Source organism: Nosocomiicoccus massiliensis (assembly GCF_002871345.2).
Lineage (GTDB): Bacteria > Bacillota > Bacilli > Staphylococcales > Salinicoccaceae > Nosocomiicoccus > Nosocomiicoccus ampullae_A.
The window spans coordinates 629,530-648,563 of record NZ_CP136964.1 but is presented as its reverse complement, the minus strand read 5'-3'; the positions used below and the strand labels follow the sequence as shown (position 1 = coordinate 648,563).

The 19,034-nt window shown below is 34.3% G+C and carries 22 protein-coding genes and 10 tRNA genes; 22 read left to right on the top strand and 10 right to left on the bottom strand.

Annotation, left to right across the window (positions count from 1 at the left end; translation table 11 throughout):
* Window positions 1–114: 114 nt before the first annotated feature.
* The 3 genes from CJ229_RS03350 (at window position 115) to CJ229_RS03340 (ending at window position 3,992) form a co-directional block, all read left to right on the top strand.
* Complete coding sequence (locus CJ229_RS03350) at window positions 115–699, top strand: competence protein ComK (protein WP_070456174.1); 585 nt, start codon at window positions 115–117, stop codon at window positions 697–699.
* Between the two features lie 238 nt (window positions 700–937).
* Window positions 938–2,284 carry a ribonucleotide-diphosphate reductase subunit beta gene (locus tag CJ229_RS03345; protein WP_068131217.1) on the top strand — a complete coding sequence of 449 codons (1,347 nt, stop codon included), beginning with the start codon at window positions 938–940 and terminating at the stop codon, window positions 2,282–2,284.
* Window positions 2,285–2,303: 19 nt separating this feature from the next.
* Window positions 2,304–3,992 (top strand): ribonucleoside-diphosphate reductase subunit alpha, encoded by a 1,689-nt coding sequence (locus tag CJ229_RS03340; protein WP_102167432.1) that lies wholly within the window; start codon window positions 2,304–2,306, stop codon window positions 3,990–3,992.
* A gap of 455 nt (window positions 3,993–4,447) precedes the next feature.
* On the opposite strand, the gene CJ229_RS03335 is transcribed toward CJ229_RS03340, so the two are convergent.
* The 8 genes from CJ229_RS03335 to CJ229_RS03300 all read right to left on the bottom strand — a co-directional run bounded on the left by CJ229_RS03335 (window position 4,448) and on the right by CJ229_RS03300 (window position 5,150).
* Window positions 4,448–4,535, bottom strand: a tRNA-Ser gene (locus CJ229_RS03335).
* Window positions 4,536–4,589: 54 nt separating this feature from the next.
* Window positions 4,590–4,661 (bottom strand) — tRNA-Glu (locus tag CJ229_RS03330).
* Window positions 4,662–4,665: 4 nt separating this feature from the next.
* Window positions 4,666–4,737 (bottom strand) — tRNA-Asn (locus tag CJ229_RS03325).
* A 7-nt stretch (window positions 4,738–4,744) separates the two neighbouring features.
* Window positions 4,745–4,818: transfer RNA gene (locus tag CJ229_RS03320), tRNA-Gly, on the bottom strand.
* 8 nt (window positions 4,819–4,826) lie between these two features.
* Window positions 4,827–4,899, bottom strand: a tRNA-His gene (locus tag CJ229_RS03315).
* Window positions 4,900–4,901: 2 nt separating this feature from the next.
* A tRNA-Phe gene (locus CJ229_RS03310) sits at window positions 4,902–4,977 on the bottom strand.
* Window positions 4,978–4,990: 13 nt separating this feature from the next.
* A tRNA-Asp gene (locus tag CJ229_RS03305) sits at window positions 4,991–5,066 on the bottom strand.
* A gap of 11 nt (window positions 5,067–5,077) precedes the next feature.
* A tRNA-Met gene (locus CJ229_RS03300) sits at window positions 5,078–5,150 on the bottom strand.
* Window positions 5,151–5,293: 143 nt separating this feature from the next.
* On the opposite strand from CJ229_RS03300, the gene CJ229_RS03295 reads away from it, so the two are divergent.
* The 3 genes from CJ229_RS03295 (at window position 5,294) to CJ229_RS03285 (ending at window position 6,351) form a co-directional block, all read left to right on the top strand.
* Window positions 5,294–5,881 (top strand): thermonuclease family protein, encoded by a 588-nt coding sequence (locus CJ229_RS03295; RefSeq protein WP_180953403.1) that lies wholly within the window; start codon window positions 5,294–5,296, stop codon window positions 5,879–5,881.
* A 294-nt stretch (window positions 5,882–6,175) separates the two neighbouring features.
* Window positions 6,176–6,250: transfer RNA gene (locus tag CJ229_RS03290), tRNA-Asn, on the top strand.
* Window positions 6,251–6,261: 11 nt separating this feature from the next.
* A tRNA-Ser gene (locus tag CJ229_RS03285) sits at window positions 6,262–6,351 on the top strand.
* 67 nt (window positions 6,352–6,418) lie between these two features.
* On the opposite strand, the gene CJ229_RS03280 is transcribed toward CJ229_RS03285, so the two are convergent.
* Both CJ229_RS03280 and CJ229_RS03275 read right to left on the bottom strand, forming a co-directional pair.
* Window positions 6,419–7,468, bottom strand: coding sequence for a tyrosine-type recombinase/integrase (locus CJ229_RS03280; RefSeq protein ID WP_102167430.1), 1,050 nt, complete (start codon window positions 7,466–7,468; stop codon window positions 6,419–6,421).
* A gap of 9 nt (window positions 7,469–7,477) precedes the next feature.
* A complete protein-coding gene (locus CJ229_RS03275) occupies window positions 7,478–8,110 on the bottom strand; it encodes a helix-turn-helix domain-containing protein (protein ID WP_102167429.1) in 633 nt (210 codons plus the stop codon).
* A 144-nt stretch (window positions 8,111–8,254) separates the two neighbouring features.
* Here CJ229_RS03275 and CJ229_RS03270 point away from each other — a divergent pair, with 144 nt between their 5' ends.
* The 16 genes from CJ229_RS03270 (at window position 8,255) to CJ229_RS03195 (ending at window position 18,839) form a co-directional block, all read left to right on the top strand.
* On the top strand, window positions 8,255–8,461 hold the full coding sequence (locus CJ229_RS03270; RefSeq protein ID WP_102167428.1) for a helix-turn-helix domain-containing protein: 207 nt from the start codon (window positions 8,255–8,257) through the stop codon (window positions 8,459–8,461).
* On the top strand, window positions 8,462–8,740 hold the full coding sequence (locus tag CJ229_RS03265) for a hypothetical protein (protein ID WP_102167427.1): 279 nt from the start codon (window positions 8,462–8,464) through the stop codon (window positions 8,738–8,740).
* Window positions 8,733–8,969 (top strand): hypothetical protein, encoded by a 237-nt coding sequence (locus CJ229_RS03260; protein ID WP_145998145.1) that lies wholly within the window; start codon window positions 8,733–8,735, stop codon window positions 8,967–8,969. The genes CJ229_RS03265 and CJ229_RS03260 overlap by 8 nt, the downstream gene beginning before the upstream one ends.
* A gap of 13 nt (window positions 8,970–8,982) precedes the next feature.
* Window positions 8,983–9,177, top strand: a complete 195-nt coding sequence (locus CJ229_RS03255) for a hypothetical protein (protein WP_102167425.1) — start codon at window positions 8,983–8,985, stop codon at window positions 9,175–9,177.
* On the top strand, window positions 9,170–9,400 hold the full coding sequence (locus CJ229_RS03250) for a hypothetical protein (RefSeq protein ID WP_102167424.1): 231 nt from the start codon (window positions 9,170–9,172) through the stop codon (window positions 9,398–9,400). Before CJ229_RS03255 ends, CJ229_RS03250 begins: the two co-directional genes overlap by 8 nt.
* Window positions 9,401–9,547: 147 nt before the next feature.
* The gene (locus CJ229_RS03245; protein WP_102167423.1) at window positions 9,548–10,420 is read left to right on the top strand and encodes a hypothetical protein; all 873 of its coding nucleotides are present in this window, start codon (window positions 9,548–9,550) and stop codon (window positions 10,418–10,420) included.
* A 2-nt stretch (window positions 10,421–10,422) separates the two neighbouring features.
* Window positions 10,423–12,009 carry a DNA primase family protein gene (locus tag CJ229_RS03240; RefSeq protein ID WP_102167422.1) on the top strand — a complete coding sequence of 529 codons (1,587 nt, stop codon included), beginning with the start codon at window positions 10,423–10,425 and terminating at the stop codon, window positions 12,007–12,009.
* A gap of 283 nt (window positions 12,010–12,292) precedes the next feature.
* Window positions 12,293–12,835 (top strand): hypothetical protein, encoded by a 543-nt coding sequence (locus CJ229_RS03235; RefSeq protein WP_102167421.1) that lies wholly within the window; start codon window positions 12,293–12,295, stop codon window positions 12,833–12,835.
* Complete coding sequence (locus CJ229_RS03230; RefSeq protein WP_317846625.1) at window positions 12,816–14,030, top strand: phage portal protein; 1,215 nt, start codon at window positions 12,816–12,818, stop codon at window positions 14,028–14,030. The genes CJ229_RS03235 and CJ229_RS03230 overlap by 20 nt, the downstream gene beginning before the upstream one ends.
* On the top strand, window positions 14,017–14,592 hold the full coding sequence (locus tag CJ229_RS03225) for an HK97 family phage prohead protease (RefSeq protein ID WP_102167419.1): 576 nt from the start codon (window positions 14,017–14,019) through the stop codon (window positions 14,590–14,592). Before CJ229_RS03230 ends, CJ229_RS03225 begins: the two co-directional genes overlap by 14 nt.
* 3 nt (window positions 14,593–14,595) lie before the next feature.
* Window positions 14,596–15,810, top strand: a complete 1,215-nt coding sequence (locus CJ229_RS03220) for a phage major capsid protein (protein ID WP_317846624.1) — start codon at window positions 14,596–14,598, stop codon at window positions 15,808–15,810.
* Between the two features lie 60 nt (window positions 15,811–15,870).
* Window positions 15,871–16,155: a head-tail connector protein gene (locus CJ229_RS03215; protein ID WP_102167417.1), complete on the top strand. Its 285-nt coding sequence runs from the start codon at window positions 15,871–15,873 to the stop codon at window positions 16,153–16,155.
* The gene (locus CJ229_RS03210) at window positions 16,148–16,429 is read left to right on the top strand and encodes an HNH endonuclease (RefSeq protein ID WP_257993691.1); all 282 of its coding nucleotides are present in this window, start codon (window positions 16,148–16,150) and stop codon (window positions 16,427–16,429) included. The genes CJ229_RS03215 and CJ229_RS03210 overlap by 8 nt, the downstream gene beginning before the upstream one ends.
* Window positions 16,430–16,545: 116 nt before the next feature.
* The gene (locus CJ229_RS03205) at window positions 16,546–16,872 is read left to right on the top strand and encodes a hypothetical protein (protein WP_102167415.1); all 327 of its coding nucleotides are present in this window, start codon (window positions 16,546–16,548) and stop codon (window positions 16,870–16,872) included.
* Window positions 16,872–18,512: a terminase large subunit gene (locus CJ229_RS03200; RefSeq protein WP_102167414.1), complete on the top strand. Its 1,641-nt coding sequence runs from the start codon at window positions 16,872–16,874 to the stop codon at window positions 18,510–18,512. The genes CJ229_RS03205 and CJ229_RS03200 overlap by 1 nt, the downstream gene beginning before the upstream one ends.
* Window positions 18,513–18,524: 12 nt before the next feature.
* Window positions 18,525–18,839 (top strand): phage head closure protein, encoded by a 315-nt coding sequence (locus CJ229_RS03195; protein WP_102167413.1) that lies wholly within the window; start codon window positions 18,525–18,527, stop codon window positions 18,837–18,839.
* Window positions 18,840–19,034: the final 195 nt, after the last annotated feature.

Here is a 19,034-nt window from a genome sequence, read left to right as displayed (position 1 = left end):
TATGTGGAAGTCAATATAATATTTGAAATTGTCTGAAAATAATAATGATTATTTTATTTAACATTTATATACATATGTTGTATAATAAGTTAACAACACATGGAGGTAATTGTAGTGCTTACATATTATTCAATTAATAAAAATACGATGTATATTGCTTCGGATAACTATTTCAATACGAACACGTCAATTGCTAGAGAAATTACAGGAGAAGAGTATGTGATTAAAAAAGAAGCGAATAAGTTAATGGCAGAGAATTGTTTGCGGTTCTCTTCGAATTATTTACATAGGAAAGCAATTACTAAAGATATGACGAATATTACTTCTAAGCCACCAATTATGATTGATTTCTTTGGAAGTTATATTTATTTTCCTTTGTTTTCTGACCGTAACTCTTATAATCTTTGGTTTAACATCAGACATATTAAACGGTATGAAAAAGATGAAAGTCGTACACGCGTTCATTTTTATAACGGAGAAGATATCGTCGTTGATGTGACTTATTATCAATTCGACAAACAATACTCTAACGCGATGAAGTTGTATTATAAAATTAGCTTAAGACGTGAAGCATTTTATAGAGAAACAGAAGTTAATGATCGATCGTTGTTGTCACAGAGAGAAACTTTAATGCTAGACGAATTCAAACGACACGAATATTTAATGCATATGCAGCAGCTAGACTATGGTGTGTACTAGCTGTTTATAGCTCTTACGTTTTTAATCTTTTAAAGACGTAAGGGCTTTTTATTTGCGTGATAAGATTTTCTTTTCTTAAATATAATATATCTATATATTGTGCTATTCTATTTGTTTTCATAGTTTTTCACACTATATATTGTGTGTCGTTTTAAAAAATTAAGTAAAAAGTCATTCCATTTTTATCGTGTTAGTGTTAGAATGAATAATCGAAAGATAAAGAAATGAGGTCGAAGTTTTGATTACACAAATTAGAAAACGTAGTGGCGAAATTGTGAATTTCGATAAGAATAAGATTTCCGTTGCAATGTCTAAAGCGAATAAAGCAACTGGTGAACCAGGTATGGCTGAAAAGATTGATGACTTAACGGATCAAGTTGTTAAAGTGCTAGAAAAAAGCGAAGATATTATTACAGTTGAATATATTCAAGACGTCGTAGAGGACGTTTTACTGAAAAGTGATTATAAAGATACAGCGCGTGCGTACATCATTTATAGAGATCGTCAAAAGCAAAAGAGAAAGCGCGATATTTTTGAGAGAAGAGCGGAAATGAAGCCGTTTGAATATCCTGAATTATATCAGTATGTCGATGCGATTCGACACTCTTACTGGATTCATACAGAGTTTAACTATACATCAGATATTCAAGACTATATGCAAGGGGCGTTACCTCACGAGAAGACTGCAGTGACACGTTCGATGCTTGCGATTTCCCAAGTTGAAGTTGCAGTAAAAACGTTCTGGGGAGATCTTTATCACCGTATGCCGAAGTACGAGATCGGTGCGGTTGGTGCAAGTTTTAGTGAATCAGAAGTTCGTCACGCAGATGCGTACAGCCATTTACTCGAAATTTTAGGACTGAATAATGAATTTAGTAAGATCAAAGACATTCCAGCGTTAAAACAACGTGTAGATTACTTAACACGTATGGTTCAATACGCGAGAAGTGAAGATGATAGAGAGTACATCTTATCGATGATTTTATTCTCACTATTTACTGAACACGTGTCATTATTTAGTCAGTTCTTAATTATGATGTCATTTAACAAGCATAGAAATATGTTTAAAGGATTATCAAACGTTATCGAAGCGACTTCTAAAGAAGAGCAAATCCACGGTATGTTCGGTATCGACATTGTAAATACAATTCGCGAGGAACAACCAGATTGGTTCGATGAGGATATGGAAGAAGCGGTGTATAAAGCGTGCCGTGAAGCATATGAGTCAGAAGGAAAAGTAATTGACTGGATCTTAGGCGAAGGTGAACTTGAGTTTATGTCAAGTAACGTCGTTAAAGAATTCGTTAAACAACGTTTAAATAATTCACTTGTATCTGTAGGGTATGAAAAATTATTTGACGTCGATGAAAAACTCGTCGCTGAGACATCTTGGTTTGACGATGAAGTTATCGGTACAAAACTCACAGACTTCCTTCACAAACGTAGTGTAAACTACACGAAGTTTAGTCAATCAGTAAGTGGAGACACGATTTTCTCACCAAAATCTGATTTAGAAGGTAAGACAAAACAAGAGGTAAACCAAACAATCAGACTTAGAATGCTCGACGTAAACGATTTGAAGTAAACAATTAGGAGGATTTCAATTGGCTAAACAACCATTTTATTGGCTTAACGAAGATTCTCGCGTCTTTCTAGAACGCGGGTATTTATCAGAAGGCGAAACACCTGAACAAAGAATAAGAGATATCGCAAATAAAGCAGAAGAAATTTTAGGTATAGATGGATTTTCAGATAAATTTTACGACTACATGGGTAGAGGGTTTTATTCACTTTCAAGCCCAGTATGGTCGAACTTTGGTAAAAAACGTGCATTATCAATTAGCTGCTTCGGTTCATATATTGAAGACAATGTGCCATCAATTATGGACACAGCAAGTGAAGTTGCATTAATGAGTAAATACGGTGGAGGAACGAGCGGTTACTTCGGTAAAATTCGTCCACGTGGATCTGAAATTACTGATAACGGACATACGAGTGGATCTGTTCACTTTATGAAACTATTCGAACAAGTTACTGACACGATTAGTCAGGGATCAGTTCGTCGTGGTCGTTTTAGTCCATATTTACCAATCGAACACGGGGATATCCACGAGTTTTTAGATATTGGTACAGAAGGAAACCCAATTCAAACGTTAACGCACGGAGTTTCAATAACAGACAAATGGCTTGAGGAAATGATCCGTGGAGATGAAGAAAAGCGTAACGTTTGGGCGAAACTCTTATCTAGACGTGTTCAAATGGGTTATCCGTACATTTTCTTCCATGACAATGCAAATAACGATACAGTAGATGTTTATAAAGACAAAGGGTTAACGATTAACAACTCAAACCTTTGTTCAGAAATTATGTTGCCAAACAAAGAAGACTGGTCATTCGTATGTAATTTATCTTCAATGAATATTGAACGTTATGACGATTGGAAAGACACAGATGCAGTAGAAACGATGATTTACTTCTTAGATGCAGTCATGAGTGAATTTATTGCTGATTTAGAATCTATGAGAGATTCTGAAGACGCAGAACTCCGTGAAGCATTTAAACATATGAAACGCGCTTATAAATTCGCGGTTGAAAACCGTGCATTAGGCCTTGGAGTACTTGGATGGCATTCATATTTACAAGCGAACATGATTCCATTTGAAAGTATCGAAGCAAACAAAATTAACTCACAAATCTTCTCACTTATGAGAAAGCGTGCGTATAAAGCAAGTGAAGAACTCGCAGAAAAATTCGGTGAACCAGAAGTACTAAAAGGATACGGTAGACGTAACGCAACGCTACTTGCGGTCGCACCAACAACGTCAAGCTCATTCATTTTAGGACAAGTATCAAAATCGATTGAACCGTTCATGTCAAACTACTTCGTAGTCGACACTGCAAAAGTTAAAAAGACAATGATTAACCCGTACTTAAGAGAATTATTAGAAGAAAAAGGTAAAAACACTGAAGAGATTCTAAAGTCAATTCGTGACAACGACGGATCAGTTCAGCACTTAGACTTTTTATCAGCAAGAGAAAAAGAAGTATTTAAAACGTTTGGTGAATTAAACCAATACAACGTGATTGAACAAGCATCAACAAGACAGCAATTCATCGACCAAGGTCAATCATTAAACATCATGGTAAACCCAAGTCACATTACAGCAGAAGAGTTAAACGAACTGCACTTATTCGCTTGGGCGAATGGTATCAAATCACTATACTATCAACATGGTACAAACGCTGCACAGCAATTTAACTTAAGCAAAATTTGTATCAACTGTGAAGCATAAAACGATGATACACCTTCTAACTGAAAGTTAGGAGGTGTTTTTTCATCTTTAAAAACTAGTTGTTTGTGATATTTCGTTTTATTTAACAGATTTTGGATGAATTATTGGGTTTTTGTAAATGAGAAGATGAAGAGGTCATCCGAAACAGGAGTATAAGGTTGTTTTTAATCTTATTGTGTAATAATAGCTTTTTACAAAATTATATTTAACAAAAATATCGTGATTCTGTTAGATATCTGGATATAATTAACAGATTTTCGGAAATCTGACGAGTTTTTGTTAGATATATTTTTATAATTAACAAATTTTGACTCGCCGGCACAGTTTTTGTTAATTATCTGGATATATCTAACAAATTTCCACTGCAAACCGCAGTTTTTGTAAATGAGAAGATAAAAAACTACCTATAATCCTACAAAAAAGACGAGCACTAAAATCAGTACTCGTCTAATTAGCGGGTAGAAAGGGATTTGAACCCTTGAAACGGGGTTGCCGTTTACACGCGTTCCAGGCGTGCGCCTTCAGCCGCTCGGCCACCTACCCAAACTTATTAAATTATAAAAATAAAAGGCTGTTCGAATGAACAACCTTTAAGAATGACCCCTACGGGACTCGAACCCGTGTTACCGCCGTGAAAGGGCGGTGTCTTAACCGCTTGACCAAGGGGCCAAAGCTCCGCAGGTAAGATTCGAACTTACGACCGATCGGTTAACAGCCGATAGCTCTACCACTGAGCTACTGCGGAATAATAATGGAGCGGGTGAGGAGAATCGAACTCCCGACATCAGATTGGAAGTCTGAGGTTTTACCACTAAACTACACCCGCTAATGAAGGGCGACTGATGGGAATCGAACCCACGAATGCCGGAGCCACAATCCGGTGCGTTAACCACTTCGCCACAATCGCCATGGTGGTTCTGGACGGAATCGAACCGCCGACACTCTGATCTTCAGTCAGATGCTCTACCAACTGAGCTACAGAACCTTAAATATATAAATGGCGGTCCCGACGGGAATCGAACCCGCGATCTCCTGCGTGACAGGCAGGCATGTTAACCGCTACACCACGGGACCTCATTAAAAAATTGCGGGAAGTGGATTTGAACCACTGACCTCCGGGTTATGAGCCCGACGAGCTACCAACTGCTCCATCCCGCGTTAATATGAATTTTTAACGTCTAGATAGTATTCTACACAATGAAACGAATAATTACAAGAGCTTTTTATTAATTTTAAAAAATAAAATGTATCTCTATATAATTTCTTGTATAATTGTAATAGCATAAATGAAGGATGGTTTTATGAACAAGAAATTTAACGTGAACGACCTATATAAACCAGGTAAAGATCCTTTTAAAAAGTTTCGCAAATTAAGTTTACCTGGTTTACTGATTGTCTTTCTGTTTTTAATAGTATTATATTTCGTCAGTGAGAATCCAAAAATTGTCGAAACTGGTGTAGATATAAATGATGCTGAAAGTCTCGTAAAATACGAAGTGACAGTTGATTTTCATATAGATGGAGATACGACTCGATTTTACTTTAATGATGAAAGTTATTCCTTTAGATATTTACTAATTGATACTCCTGAAATCGGCAGAAAATCTGGTGAGAAAGACGAGCCGTTTGCAAAAGAAGCTTTACATAGAGTAGAAGACTTACTTAACGATGCAGAACATATATATGTTATGTTTGATCAATCACAAACAGATAATTATGGTAGATATTTAGTATATGTATTTGCGGATGACATAATGGTCAACGAACAACTTGTAAAAGAAGGTCTTGCAGAAGTAAAGTACGTATACCCGCCAAATACAACGTATGAGAATAAAATGCGACAAGCAGAAGAAGAAGCGAAAAGAAAGAAAGTCGGTATGTGGCGATAAGAAATAATTTTCTAATTATGACTAAATTATGAACGCCTAATTGAGAAAAACGAATTATTTTCTCAATTAGGCTTGTTTTATTTATAAACAGGTGCTATTATATAATCATGAAATGAACAAATCGCCCCCCGATTACATTTTCATTTCGAAGTTGTTCGCAAAACTAATAAATTTTTAAGCAATGCAGAAAATAAAATCTGCATTGCTTTTTTATTTAATTCATATTTTTTTATAAAATATCATTGAAATATTTTACAGAGTTGCTATAATAGAACATGTTGATTAATTAAATATTCCGCAGTAGCTCAGTGGTAGAGCTATCGGCTGTTAACCGATCGGTCGTAAGTTCGAATCTTACCTGCGGAGCCATTTTTATTTTTGGGCACGTACTCAAGTGGCTGAAGAGGCGCCCCTGCTAAGGGTGTAGGTCGGTTCATTCCGGCGCGAGGGTTCGAATCTCTCCGTGCCCGTACATAAACCTTAATATATCAACGTTTACCGTCATTCACGGGGCGTATACGGGGCGTTTTCATTTTATTATGAAAACAAGTCCCGTATTTTTTTTGCATTCTCATCTTCTAATTCCTTAAGTATATGAGAATAAATTTCCCTCGTAGTCGTGGTGCTTTTGTGTCCTAAACGTTTAGATACAACTTCAATATTAATTCCTTTTCTTAAAAGATAGCTACAATGTGTATGACGTAATGAGTGAAGTGTACGATCATAATTAATATTTAAATCTTTGAATGCTTTTCTGTAAGATTTTAAACCAGCATTGTGGGATAAATCGAAAATCATTCCATTAGCCTTTTTAGGTAACTCATCTATTCTTTTTCTGATATAATTCATATCTTTTTCACTAATAGCTACAATACGATCACTTGTTTCATTTTTTGTTCCTCGTAGGTGTATTCTATTACCTTCCAGTAAATCTTTTTCAGTGAGTTTATTTGTTTCTGAAAATCGTGAGCCAGTAATTGCAATTATAAAGAGTAGTAGGTAAGAGCGTTCTTTACGACTTCTAAAGTACTCAATCAATCTTAAGTAATCATCAGTACTTTTTATAAACTTGTCCTCATCAGCTTGATTTACACCTGTAGCGTACGTTCTTAACTTTGCTTGATAAGTAGGGTCTTTGAAAATATCTCCTTCACTATGGGCAAATTTAAAGACTTGCGACAAACAAGAGTGTACTTTTTTAAGTGTACTAAATGCACGATCATCACCATACCACTTTAAGAAGTTTCTATAATCTATCTTTTCTATCTCATTTATTTTAATATCTTCACCAAAATACTCATTAAATAAATCTAATGAACGAGTGTACCAGTAATATTGCTTTTTACTTATTTCTTCTTTCTTATTTTCCAGTAATAACCAATCTGTATAATACTTAGAGAAAGTTTTTTCAGTTGCGACTGGTGAGCCTTCCAGCTGTTCTAAATGCTCCCGTGCTTTTTGTCGTGCAATTGCTTTAGTTGGAAAGCCACCACCTCTATAACGCTTATTCTTGTAGTGAAATACATATCTGAAACGCTTATTTTTGTCTTTTATATCTTTTCTTTCTTGAATGGTGATGTTAGTCATGGTTATCACCTATGATAATGTCATTCTTTTTAATTTTTCATGTCTTGTATCTTCAAACAACCTTATTAACACTTTGTCGCCTTGTTTTATATCATTTTTTTTATCTGCAATAAGTACCTTATCTAATTCATGGTTTTCTTTAATGGCTCTAATTATTAACTTTTTTGATTTATATACCAATTCATTTAGGAAGTCTGTTCTAAATGAAACTGTTAAATCATCTAAAATTTTATAAAATTCCTCATTATCATATAAATCTGTATGTTCAAGATTAATTCTAATAATCGCCGTGTAATCATTTTTATCTATTGGAAAATAGTATGGATCTGAATTAATCGATAAGGTGAAATAAAAGTTTTTCTCATACGATTGCTTTTTAACTTTTAAAGTTAAATTACTCATCTCTCTTTCACTCTTAAAGTAAGTTGATAAATCAATCATATAAGGAGAGTATTCAAAAAACTCGCATGGTGTCACACCTAAATAGTTACAAAGTCTATCTACTGTTTCATACTGAACTCCTTTACCCGTATTTTCTGATATAGCCATTAGAGTAGTTTTTGAGATCCCTGTTTCATAATAAACATCTGAAATTTTTAAACCTCTTTCCGCCATTAACACTGCTAATCTGCTTTTTATCATTGTCTTCACTCCTTTTTATACATACTACTATATCACAATACACACTAATTAAATACAGAGTATTGACAATAATAATTATATATCTTACTATGTAAATAGTTAGTGATTACACTAAATATTTAGTCACAAGTGGGAGGTGTGATTATGAAAAATCAATTAAGAGTGATTTTAGCGATAAAGAAAATATCAGTATCAGAGATTTATGAAAATACTGGTGTTTCTAAAACAACGATTTATGGTCTTTATCATGAAAAAACTAAAAACCCTAGTTTAATCACAGTATTAAATATTTGTGATTATTTAGGTATCACAGTTGATAACTTTATACACGGTTTAGAGGAGGTGAGTTAAATGTTCAATGAATTACTTTTTAAGGAACTCATTAAATCAGCGGTAAAAGAAACACTACACGAACAATCGTTAGAAGAAAATGAGTTTTTAGGCTATTGGTCGAGTAATCAGTTTAAAGAAAAAACAAATATTAGTGAGTTCGATTTTCGTTCCAAGCTATTAACAGACCCAGCATTTCAAAAATGTGTATACAGATTTGAAGGGTCTAGAAAATATTACATTAAGGTAGACGAGGCTTTGAATTATCTAAATAAACATATGATAAGGGGAATTGAATGATATGAATGAAAGTATTTTACAGAGATTAGAAAATGTCGAGAAGAAAATTGAAGAAATCGAAAAAACGTTAAGCAACCTTGAAGGTAGCTATTGTGATTTAGAACATAAACATGAAGATTTACGAGGTGACGTAAATATTATGGAAAGTTCTATACCTACAGATATAGTTGATGAAGTCGCAAGGTTTGAACTTCATGAATTAAAAAATGAATTAAACATAGATCTATAAGGAGAACATAACAATGAAAAATATTACTCGATTAAACAAATTGAAGGTAGAAAGTTATTTTGAAGCATTACATGATTTAGTGGATATACTCGAAATTGAAAATTTCAGTTTTAAAAATGCAGACGAACACAAAAAATTTAATGAATGTATCGAAATGTTAAAGGACTTTAAAAAACATGAATTAAATGAGGGATATAAAAATGATTAAAGATTTTGATATTGAAGATTTATTAGTTGATAACGAGATACACAATGAGCAGGTCAGACTATTAGCAATTTCAATAGCTGAAAAGATAGATGATATTGAGTCAGCTTTAAGAATGATGAAACAAGAAAATACAATGTTAGGCGTTTGTGTCAATGACGTACGCATACTAGCGGATATTATCATTAAGCTAACACATGATGAAATTAAAAAAAGCCAATGCTAATTGAGATAGCAAAGGCTTAAAGGAAATCAACACACAAGGTGTGTGCTGTAATTATGTTATCAAATTTACAGATGAACGTTCAGACGTTCACACCTATATTATAGCACACTCCTATGCATTTTAGAAGAAGAATAGGAGATAAAAATAATGAAAAATATCAATTTAAACAACGATTTTGAAACAGCGGTAACTTATAGCAGTGGAGTTAGAAATGTAACAGATTTAAGATACCAAACTATGAAATGGTCTAAATTTTTAGAAGTGATTAGCAAGGTTGTAGTTGGAAACAAAGGGGATAACGGTGTATTTATCGGCGGTAAAGTCGTAGATAGAAGAAATAACGAAAACGTTGTAAATAGATCTATGGCAACTATTGATATTGATGATATACCCGCAGACTTCCCAAATATGTATGAGCATTTAGCTAAAAAAGGAAATAACACATTTGCAATGTATTCAACTTATCAACACAAACTTATAGACAATAAGCCTAGATACAGATTGATTATACCTTTTGATAAATCAGTTGAATTAAGTAGCGAACAGTACAAGGTACTTATTCGAACTTTAGCTAAAGCGTATGAATTACCAATCTATGACATAAATTGTGAGTCAATCAGTCTAGCAATGAACATGCCAACGGTTAAGCGTGAACAGTTAGATAACTTTGAATTTTATCACTTTGAAGGTGAGCCTTTGAATGTAGAAGGGCTTAAAGAAGTTTTAGATCAAGAAGTTAGAAAAATTAAATTAGATTTTACAAACACATATGAAGAAAGATTAGTAGAGTACAGAAGTATCGCTAGAGATGGTGGTTTTGAAGGTAGTAGAAATGAAGGGCTCACGAAGTTACTCGGTCATTTACTTAATAAAGAAGTAGATGAATTAATATTATATGAATTGTTAAATGGTTGGTGGCATTGCCACAGATACGAGCACGAGAGTTACACAGATAGTCAAAAGGAATTTGACAGTACTTTTAAATCTATCTTCAAAAAACATTTGCAGGGAGGTAGATAGTATTGGCAAAAAAGCTAGAAGAATATGCAGATATTGAATTAGTTGATGTTACTAGTGAAACGGGCAGAGAGAAACACTCTGCTCGTGAAACTGGTAAACCGATTAACTCAAAGATATATCGAGAGATTAAAAAAATAAAAGAAGAAAATAAATCAGATTTACCTTATGGAAACGAATTAAAAAAACGATTAAAACAAGCAAGAAACACAAAGCTAGAAGAAATTAATGAGTATCGTAGAGCAACTATGGAAAAGCCTCAAGAGGTTAAACGATTAAGTCCATTACAGGTTGCTAATTTATTTATTGAAACTGGTCTAGTTAAATTTAATTTATTTGATGATCAAGAGAATAGCAGAATTGGAATGTATTTATCTGATGAAGGAATTTATACGGTCAATCTATTCTATATACAAAGAGTTATTAGCTATGTAGAAGAAAGTTTTACTGAAAACCATGCCAACAATGTTATTTATCATTTAAGGCAAAAATTAAGTATTAAACAACCAACAAAAGATAAAAATTTAATAGCGGTTAATAATGGCATATTTAACAACAAAACTAAAAAACTAGAGCCATTTAGCCCCGATTATATATTCACTACTAAAATATCAACAAATTATATTGATAACCCTAAAAAACCGAAATGGAATGTAGAAGAATGGTTGTCGTCAATTGCTTGTAATGATGCAGATCTAAAAACATTGTTATGGCAAGTTATAAATGAAACATTAAACGGAAACTATACAAGAGGTAAAGCGTTCTTCTTAACTGGTGAAGGTAATAACGGTAAGGGTACATTTCAAAAGTTTTTAACAAATCTTATAGGGGAGAATAACTATCAAGCAATTAAAGTAGACCAATTTGATGAACGTTTTATAACTAGTTCAATGGTTGGAAAATCACTAATTTTAGGTGATGACGTACCGCCAAATGTATACGTTGATAATTCTTCAGTATTTAAAAGTCTTATTACTGGTGATCCAGTTATGATTGAATACAAAAACAAACAACCGTACACGTTAGAATTAACGCCTACGATAATTCAATCAACAAATGGAATGCCAAAGTTTAAAGATAAAACACACGGACTATTACGCAGGATACAAATTGTACCTTTTAGAGCAGATTTTAACGGTGCAATTGAAGATAAAAGAATAAAAGATGAATACATTCATAAAAAAGAAGTTCTCGAGTACGTTCTTAATAAGGCAATTAAAATGGAGTTTGATAAATTTATTCAGCCAAAAGCAACCCTAGATGCAATGGAAATATACAAAGAAGAAAACGACCCAGTTTATGAGTTTTATAAGAACATATTTAAAAATTGGAAAGCTGAATATATACCTAAAAGATTTGTGTTTGAAGGATATGAAAAGTTTTGTGAAGTATACAATTACCGTGCTTTAGGCAGTCGCAAATTTCATAAAGATTTTAAAAACTATGCAATTAAAGATTATGAAGAAAGCACTAAAAAAATAACGCCCGATATAATAGCAGATTTAAAAGACGATAGCGAAAGACAAGATTTTACTTTTTATAGTCCTTTAGACCCAATCGCATACGTTGTTTACGAAAATAAAAAAAGTTAGTGAAGGTTAGCGAAAGTTAGCGAAAAAAATCGTTTCACTAACCAGCGTAAGCCATACGTACCAAAGGTTTTAAGGTTTTGGTTAGCGAGTTAGCGTAAATATCTATATTTTTAAAAATAATTCTATAGTAGATAAAAAAGGCGAAAAGAAGAAAAAAACAGAAATAAGTCGAAAGTTACGCTAACCACTAACCAACATGGAGTAAAACCATGGCACACATGGAGTTTCACGGTTAGCGAAAGGTGAAATTTCACTAACCTTTTCACTAACCGAGGTGATCTAATTGGAGTACTTTAATCAATATTCAATATACAAGAAGATAAACCCGTACAACATAAACCAACAGATACAGGAATTAAAGGATAAACGGGAAGATTTGATTTTTCAATCAGTGCCGAGAATGGCATTTGATGAACAAACTGGTGACATATCGACTTATGCAAGAAGTGTAGAAATAACCGCAATTGATTTGGCACATATCGACAATCGCATTGAGAAACTCGAAAAGCAATTAGAAGTATCTCATGAATTGTTAGACCAGCACGGCAATGAACATATAGATAATTGCTTAAGACAACAATATGAAACAGGTCAATTCATGATTGATTGTACGGAATTTGACGAGTTTTCAAAAACTGTAAATAACAAACTTGGTAAGTTGAGATCTAAAAGAGAAATAGCATACGTGGAAAGAACTAAAAAAATTGATTACACACATGGCGGTAAATACCAACTTTACCAACTCTCAAATTATTTTATGGACTTACCGCCAATATCATTATTTGCAATGGGAAAGAAGGGAACATATGGCAAGTTTACTAGATAGAATATTAGGCATTAACAAGATTAAAGAAAAGCAAACTGAACGGCTGGAGTTACTAACTTCTAACATTGGCATATTCAATAGCTTTACTGGTAATGCTTATGAGAATGAGGTATTTAGATTTGCAGTTGACAGTATCGCTCGAAATATTGGGAAGTTAAGAGGTCGCCACATTGTACACACTAAAAACTATAGTGAGCGTTCCAACGGTAACACACAACTAAATAGAATACTTGGTAACAGACCAAACCCATATATGACGAGTTACGATTTTCTTTATAAATTATGTACGCATTTATACATTCACAACAACGCATTTGCATTACTGGATAAAGATGATAACGGTAATTTACGTGCAATATACCCGTTGCACTCGGTGAATATGGAATATGTCACGGACTTAAGCGGTGAACTGTATTGTAAATTCTTATTTGCCAACGGGAAACACGCAACGTTTCATATTAATCAACTCATCATATTAAGACGACACTTCAACTCTAATGAGTTACTCGGTGACTCTAACGCATCTATTTTACCGACTTTAGAAGTCGCACATATGCAGAACGAGGGCATGACACACGCTATTAGGAATAGTACTAACTTAAAAGGAATTTTAAAGTATAGCCAAACAATCAGCCCCGATAATTTGAAGAAGGAAAAAGATAGTTTTGTAAGAGATTACCTTGATATTTCAAACACTGGAGGCATTGCCTCACTTGATGCAAAGGCGGAATATATACCACTTAAACCAACTGATGCAGATATTAACAGTAATGAAATTGAGGCAATCAAAACAAAGATATATGACTATCTCGGTGTAAGTGAACGTATTGTAAATAGCACATATTCAGAAGATGAGTGGAGTGCATTTTATGAAAGTATCATTGAGCCATTTGCATTACAGTTATCGCAGGAACTCACTGAAAAGGTATTTACAGAGCGTGAGCAGTCATTTGGTAATGAAATTATATTTGAGTCTAATAGGCTACAGTTCGCTAGTAACAAGAGTAAGACGGCAACTATTGAGAAGTTAGTACCATTAGGCATACTCACACCAAATCAAGCCCTAGAGATGCTTAATTTACCTCCTATAGAAAATGGAGATGAACACATTATGTCATTAAACTACATTGATAAAAATATTGCTGAACAATACCAATTAAACAAGTCGGAAGGTGATAAAAATGAAAGAGTTTAGAATAGCAGAATTGAGAGCAGACGAGCAAGAAAACAATGAACTCATATTAGAAGGTGTACCGATTTTGTATGACACACCAACAGTTATAAACGCTCCATTTGGATCGTATAAAGAAGTTATACAGCGTGGTGCATTAGATGATACTGATTTATCTGATGTATCACTGTATATAAATCATGACGTTAAGAGAATACCACTCGCACGAACGCCAAAGACAATGCAGTTAAGACTAGGCTCGGCAGGGCTAGAAATAAGGGCGGAACTTCCACACACCGAAGAAGGTCGCAGTGTTCATACGGCAGTAGAACGAGGCGATTTAAAAGGTATGAGTTTTGCTTTTACTGTAGATGATGACGGTAGTCATTATGATGCGAAAACAAATACACGAACGATTACTAAAATCAATAAAGTGTATGAGTGTTCAGTGGTTTCATTTCCAGCATATCCACAAACGAGCGTGGAGGCACGTTCACAAATTGAGGAAGTATGGAATGAACTTAACAGTCATGAAAGGCAACAAACAAAAATTAAAATTAATCAATTACTAAAAAAGGAGATTTAAACAATGAATACAGTACAAGAATACTTTAACAAATACCGTGATTACTCAATGAATGAAATTGAGAAACGTGCGGAAGAAATCAACGAGGAAATCGACACTAACCCAAATGCAGACGTGAAGAAATTAAATATTGAAATTGAAGGACTGATGAAAGTGAAAGAAAATATTTTAGAGAAAAAAGAAAACGCTACGGAAGAAAGAAGTTTCAACCCAATTACACAAATGAACTTTAAAGAGGAAGTACCGACTGAAAACATTTTTGATACAAAAGAATACAGATTAGCATTCTTCAAAAAGATGCTCGGACAAGAATTAACAAGTATTGAAGAACGTACATTCAATACAGCAATGGAAAAGCAAAAGGTAGAAGGTAGAGCGAACAACTTTAACACAGCTACAAACTCATCTGCCGTATTACCAACTCAAACACTTAACGAGGTTATCCGATTAGCTAAAAAGCAAGGCGGACTACTTGCACACGTTCGTAGTTTCAATATGCCTACAAAGATTGCTATTCCAATTGGAACACCACACGACAAAGCACAATGGCATACAGAAGGTAAGTTAGTTGATGCTGAAATTGTAGAAACTGCTACTGTCCAATTTGACGGTTACGAGATTATCAAAGTATTCTCTATCAGTGCTAAAGCACACAAAATGTCAATTCAAGCGTTCGAGTCATATGTAACAGAGGAATTAACTTCTTGTGTTATGGAGGCAATCGCTGATGCAGTAATTAACGGAACAGGTAAAGAACAAGGCACAGGGCTATTAACTGGCGTTCAGTGGAACGACACAAACACTCTAGATTTAAAAGGTGAGTATTTAGACTTTACGAAAGCACTCGCTAAATTAAAGCGTGGATATTCTAGCAATGCAAAATTTGCAATGAGCAACGCAACGCTATATAACACAGTGTATTCAATCGTGGATAACAACAACAGACCTATCTTCCTACAAGACCCACGCAATGAGTCGGTTGGTCATATTTTAGGTAAAGAGGTTATCATTGATGATCACATTGATGACGGCGTTATTTTACTCGGTGACTTTAAATATATGGGCGTAAACATTTCAGACGGTATGATGCTTGAAGTATCTCGTGAGTCATCATTTAGAAGTGGTTTAATCGACTATAGAGCAATGGCAATTGCAGATACAAAACCTTTAGTAGATGAGGCATTCATTAAACTAACTGCTCCAGTTGAAGAAGTATAAATAATTTATTAGGGCACTGGTGTAATGCTAGTGTCCTATTTTAATAAGGAAGTGAATAAAATGATTATTAAATTAGAAGAGGCAAGAGAGTTCTTAAGAATAGATGATGATTACGCTGATGAGATAATTATTCCATTAATTAATGCTATTCCTAGCTATATTGAGGTTAGTACAGGGTATAAGTGCCCAAATGATAAAGAGGCTCACCCAGTAGCCCAAAACGTTGCTAAATTCATTCTTTTACTATGGTTTGACACTCAAACAGAGGATAGCGAACGCTTAAGACGTACAATTGATAGTCTTTTTACGGCTTTAACGCTTATAAATGAGTCAAATCATGGATAGAACAGCGTTTTACAAGTCTAAAGCGTGGAGAAAGTGCCGTAATGGATATATGCAAAGTAAAAACTATATTTGTGAGCGTTGTGGTGGTGTAGCGACTATATGCCACCATAAAACCTACTTAAACGATAGTAATTATGATGATCCTAACGTTAGTTTGAACTGGAGTCTACTAGAAAGCCTATGTATAGATTGTCATAACAAAGAACACTTTAAAACAGATGCAACGGAAGAAGGACTAACCTTTGATGAGAACGGACAATTGATAAAAAGATGAGTACCCCCATTCATTCCCAGCGAGTGCGGGGCTCGGGGAACGGTGCGGGGAGTTTACTTTTCCTCCACACGAAAAATTTAACGATATGGGGCAAATTTAGGAAAGGATTGAACGATATGAAACAGATTAACCTTAATTTTAAGAAACTTGAAAAAAGTTTACAGGAAGTACCCGACAATAAACAACCAATAGCAACGGCGTTATATGATGAACTCGTATTCATTAATGCAACATTAAACAATTTGCGAGAAATCATAAAAAAAGAAGGCGTATTAGATTTATTTCAGAATGGTAGTCAGGAATACTACCGTGAACACCCAGCACTAAAAAGCTATAATACAACGTTATCACGCTACAGTAATATCATTAAGCAACTGATTGAATTACTTCCAAATAGTGAACAAGCAAGTGATGAACTATTAGACTTTCTCGGTGGTAACTAATGAATTACATGGTTGAATACTTTGAGAAAATGAAAAGCGGTGAAATCGTTGTAAGTAAAAGATTGTACAAGCAGTACGAACAACTTGTAAATGATATGTACGAAAGTGAGCAATTTGAATTTAATTTAGAACTTGCCAACCGCCCAATTGAATTTATCGAGCGTTTTTGTAGGCACTCAAAAGGTGAATGGGCAGGTAAACCAATTGAACTCGAGTTGTTTCAAAAAGCCTATATCAATGCTTTATTTGGTTTTGTCGATAGAGATACAGGTTTAAGACGATTTACAGAGTCATTCTTTTATATCGGGCGTAAGAACGGTAAAACTACACTACTTGGAGCATTGGCGTTGTATATGCTGATTGCAGACGGTGAAGGTGGTAGTGAAGTATACTCGATAGCTACTAAAAAGGAACAAGCCAACATTCTATTTGATGAGGCACACAACATGGTACAACAAAGTAAGTTTTTATCTAATCACGTAAGAAAGCGTAAGAGTGATCTATACTTTCCGCATACATTTAGCAAATTAATGGCACTCGGTAAGAACTCAAACAGTTTAGACGGTTTAAATGCTCATCTCGTTGTAATAGACGAGTTACACAGCATACAAGATAGAAACATGTATGAGGTAATGAAACAATCTCAATCAGCACGTAGACAACCTTTATTAATCATGATTACAACCGCAGGAACGTTAAGAGGTACTATTTTTGATGATATGTACGAGTACGCTTGTAATATTGTAGACGGTAACTTTAAAGATGAGCACTTTTTACCGATTATTTATGAATTAGATAGTAAAGAGGAATGGAAAGACCCTAATATGTGGGAGAAAGCCAACCCGTCACTCAATAGCATTAAAAAGGTGAGTGATTTAGAGCGTAAAGTAGAACGTGCAAAGAACTCACCGAACGACTTAACAGGTGTACTCACTAAAGACTTCAACATAAGAAGTACAGCAGAGCAATCGTGGTTAAGTTTTGATGATATTAACAATGAAGAAACGTTTGATATAGAAGATTTTAGAAACGGTTACGCTATTGGTGGTGCAGACTTAAGTATTACTACAGACTTATCGTGTGCCACACTGTTATTCATGGATCCAGAAACAGAAAAGAGATATGTACACCAAATGTACTGGTTACCTCGTGATAACTTCTATGAGCGTGTAGAAGAAGAAAAGATACCCTATGACAAGTGGTACGAGCAGGGCTTATTGAGGCTATGTAACGGTAATACCATTGACTATAGTGATATTACAGATTGGTTTAAGGAAATGCTTGAAGATTACGGCATTACACCGTTGTGGATATATTACGACAACTACAGTGCGAGGTATTGGGTTGATGAAATGGAACAACACGGCTTTAAAATGGTGAGGTGTCACCAAGGTGCAAGAACGTTAAGTTTACCGATGCAGAACATGGGTGCAGATCTAAAAGCGAAAAGAATTAACTACAATAACAACCCGTTACTTAAATGGTGCTTAACAAACACAAGTATATTGACGGATAGAAACGGTAATATTGTACCGATTAAAAACCAAACAGCTAAAAGAAGAATAGACGGTACAGCAAGTATGCTCGATGCTTATGTAGGCTTATTTGAGCATTACGAGGAATTTATTAGAGCACAGTAAGGAGTGAATATAATGGCATATCATTTTAATCAAAGAATAAACATTATCGAGCGTAAACGTATACCACCAATGCCAAGCGATTATGAGGATATTGTTATTTTTAGACCATATGCAGACGTAAGAACGCTTAAAGGTCGAGATTTTATTTCAGCGGGTGGACTAGGAGGCGTAAAAGGGTTTATACGCTTTATAATACGTTATCGAGAAGGAATAAAACACTGGCATAAGATAGAATACAAAAATAATATCTATGATATTACGAGTATTGAGAATGATGACGGAAAAAACCGAACTATAACGATTTTTTGTGAAGGTGTTAAAAATTGACCTCACAGGAAGGGCACAGAGGAGCGTTAAGAGGTAAACTAATGTTATAATACCTAAATAACGAGAAACCTCATAACGAGCCTTATTTAAAGAAATATAGGTAGGTGCTTAAAATGAGCCGATATTTTATTATAAAACCATACTATTTTAAATATGTACACGAAATAGAGAAGATAATTGTACATTTAATGAACT

Coding starts and splice junctions, on each gene's coding strand:
- CJ229_RS03295 (WP_180953403.1), top strand. CDS start 5,294: ATGAACAAGAAATTTAACGTGAACGACCTATATAAACCAGGTAAAGAT.
- CJ229_RS03280 (WP_102167430.1), bottom strand. CDS start 7,468: ATGACTAACATCACCATTCAAGAAAGAAAAGATATAAAAGACAAAAAT.
- CJ229_RS03275 (WP_102167429.1), bottom strand. CDS start 8,110: ATGATAAAAAGCAGATTAGCAGTGTTAATGGCGGAAAGAGGTTTAAAA.
- CJ229_RS03270 (WP_102167428.1), top strand. CDS start 8,255: ATGAAAAATCAATTAAGAGTGATTTTAGCGATAAAGAAAATATCAGTA.
- CJ229_RS03265 (WP_102167427.1), top strand. CDS start 8,462: ATGTTCAATGAATTACTTTTTAAGGAACTCATTAAATCAGCGGTAAAA.
- CJ229_RS03255 (WP_102167425.1), top strand. CDS start 8,983: ATGAAAAATATTACTCGATTAAACAAATTGAAGGTAGAAAGTTATTTT.
- CJ229_RS03250 (WP_102167424.1), top strand. CDS start 9,170: ATGATTAAAGATTTTGATATTGAAGATTTATTAGTTGATAACGAGATA.
- CJ229_RS03245 (WP_102167423.1), top strand. CDS start 9,548: ATGAAAAATATCAATTTAAACAACGATTTTGAAACAGCGGTAACTTAT.
- CJ229_RS03230 (WP_317846625.1), top strand. CDS start 12,816: ATGGCAAGTTTACTAGATAGAATATTAGGCATTAACAAGATTAAAGAA.
- CJ229_RS03225 (WP_102167419.1), top strand. CDS start 14,017: ATGAAAGAGTTTAGAATAGCAGAATTGAGAGCAGACGAGCAAGAAAAC.
- CJ229_RS03220 (WP_317846624.1), top strand. CDS start 14,596: ATGAATACAGTACAAGAATACTTTAACAAATACCGTGATTACTCAATG.
- CJ229_RS03215 (WP_102167417.1), top strand. CDS start 15,871: ATGATTATTAAATTAGAAGAGGCAAGAGAGTTCTTAAGAATAGATGAT.
- CJ229_RS03210 (WP_257993691.1), top strand. CDS start 16,148: ATGGATAGAACAGCGTTTTACAAGTCTAAAGCGTGGAGAAAGTGCCGT.
- CJ229_RS03205 (WP_102167415.1), top strand. CDS start 16,546: ATGAAACAGATTAACCTTAATTTTAAGAAACTTGAAAAAAGTTTACAG.
- CJ229_RS03200 (WP_102167414.1), top strand. CDS start 16,872: ATGAATTACATGGTTGAATACTTTGAGAAAATGAAAAGCGGTGAAATC.
- CJ229_RS03195 (WP_102167413.1), top strand. CDS start 18,525: ATGGCATATCATTTTAATCAAAGAATAAACATTATCGAGCGTAAACGT.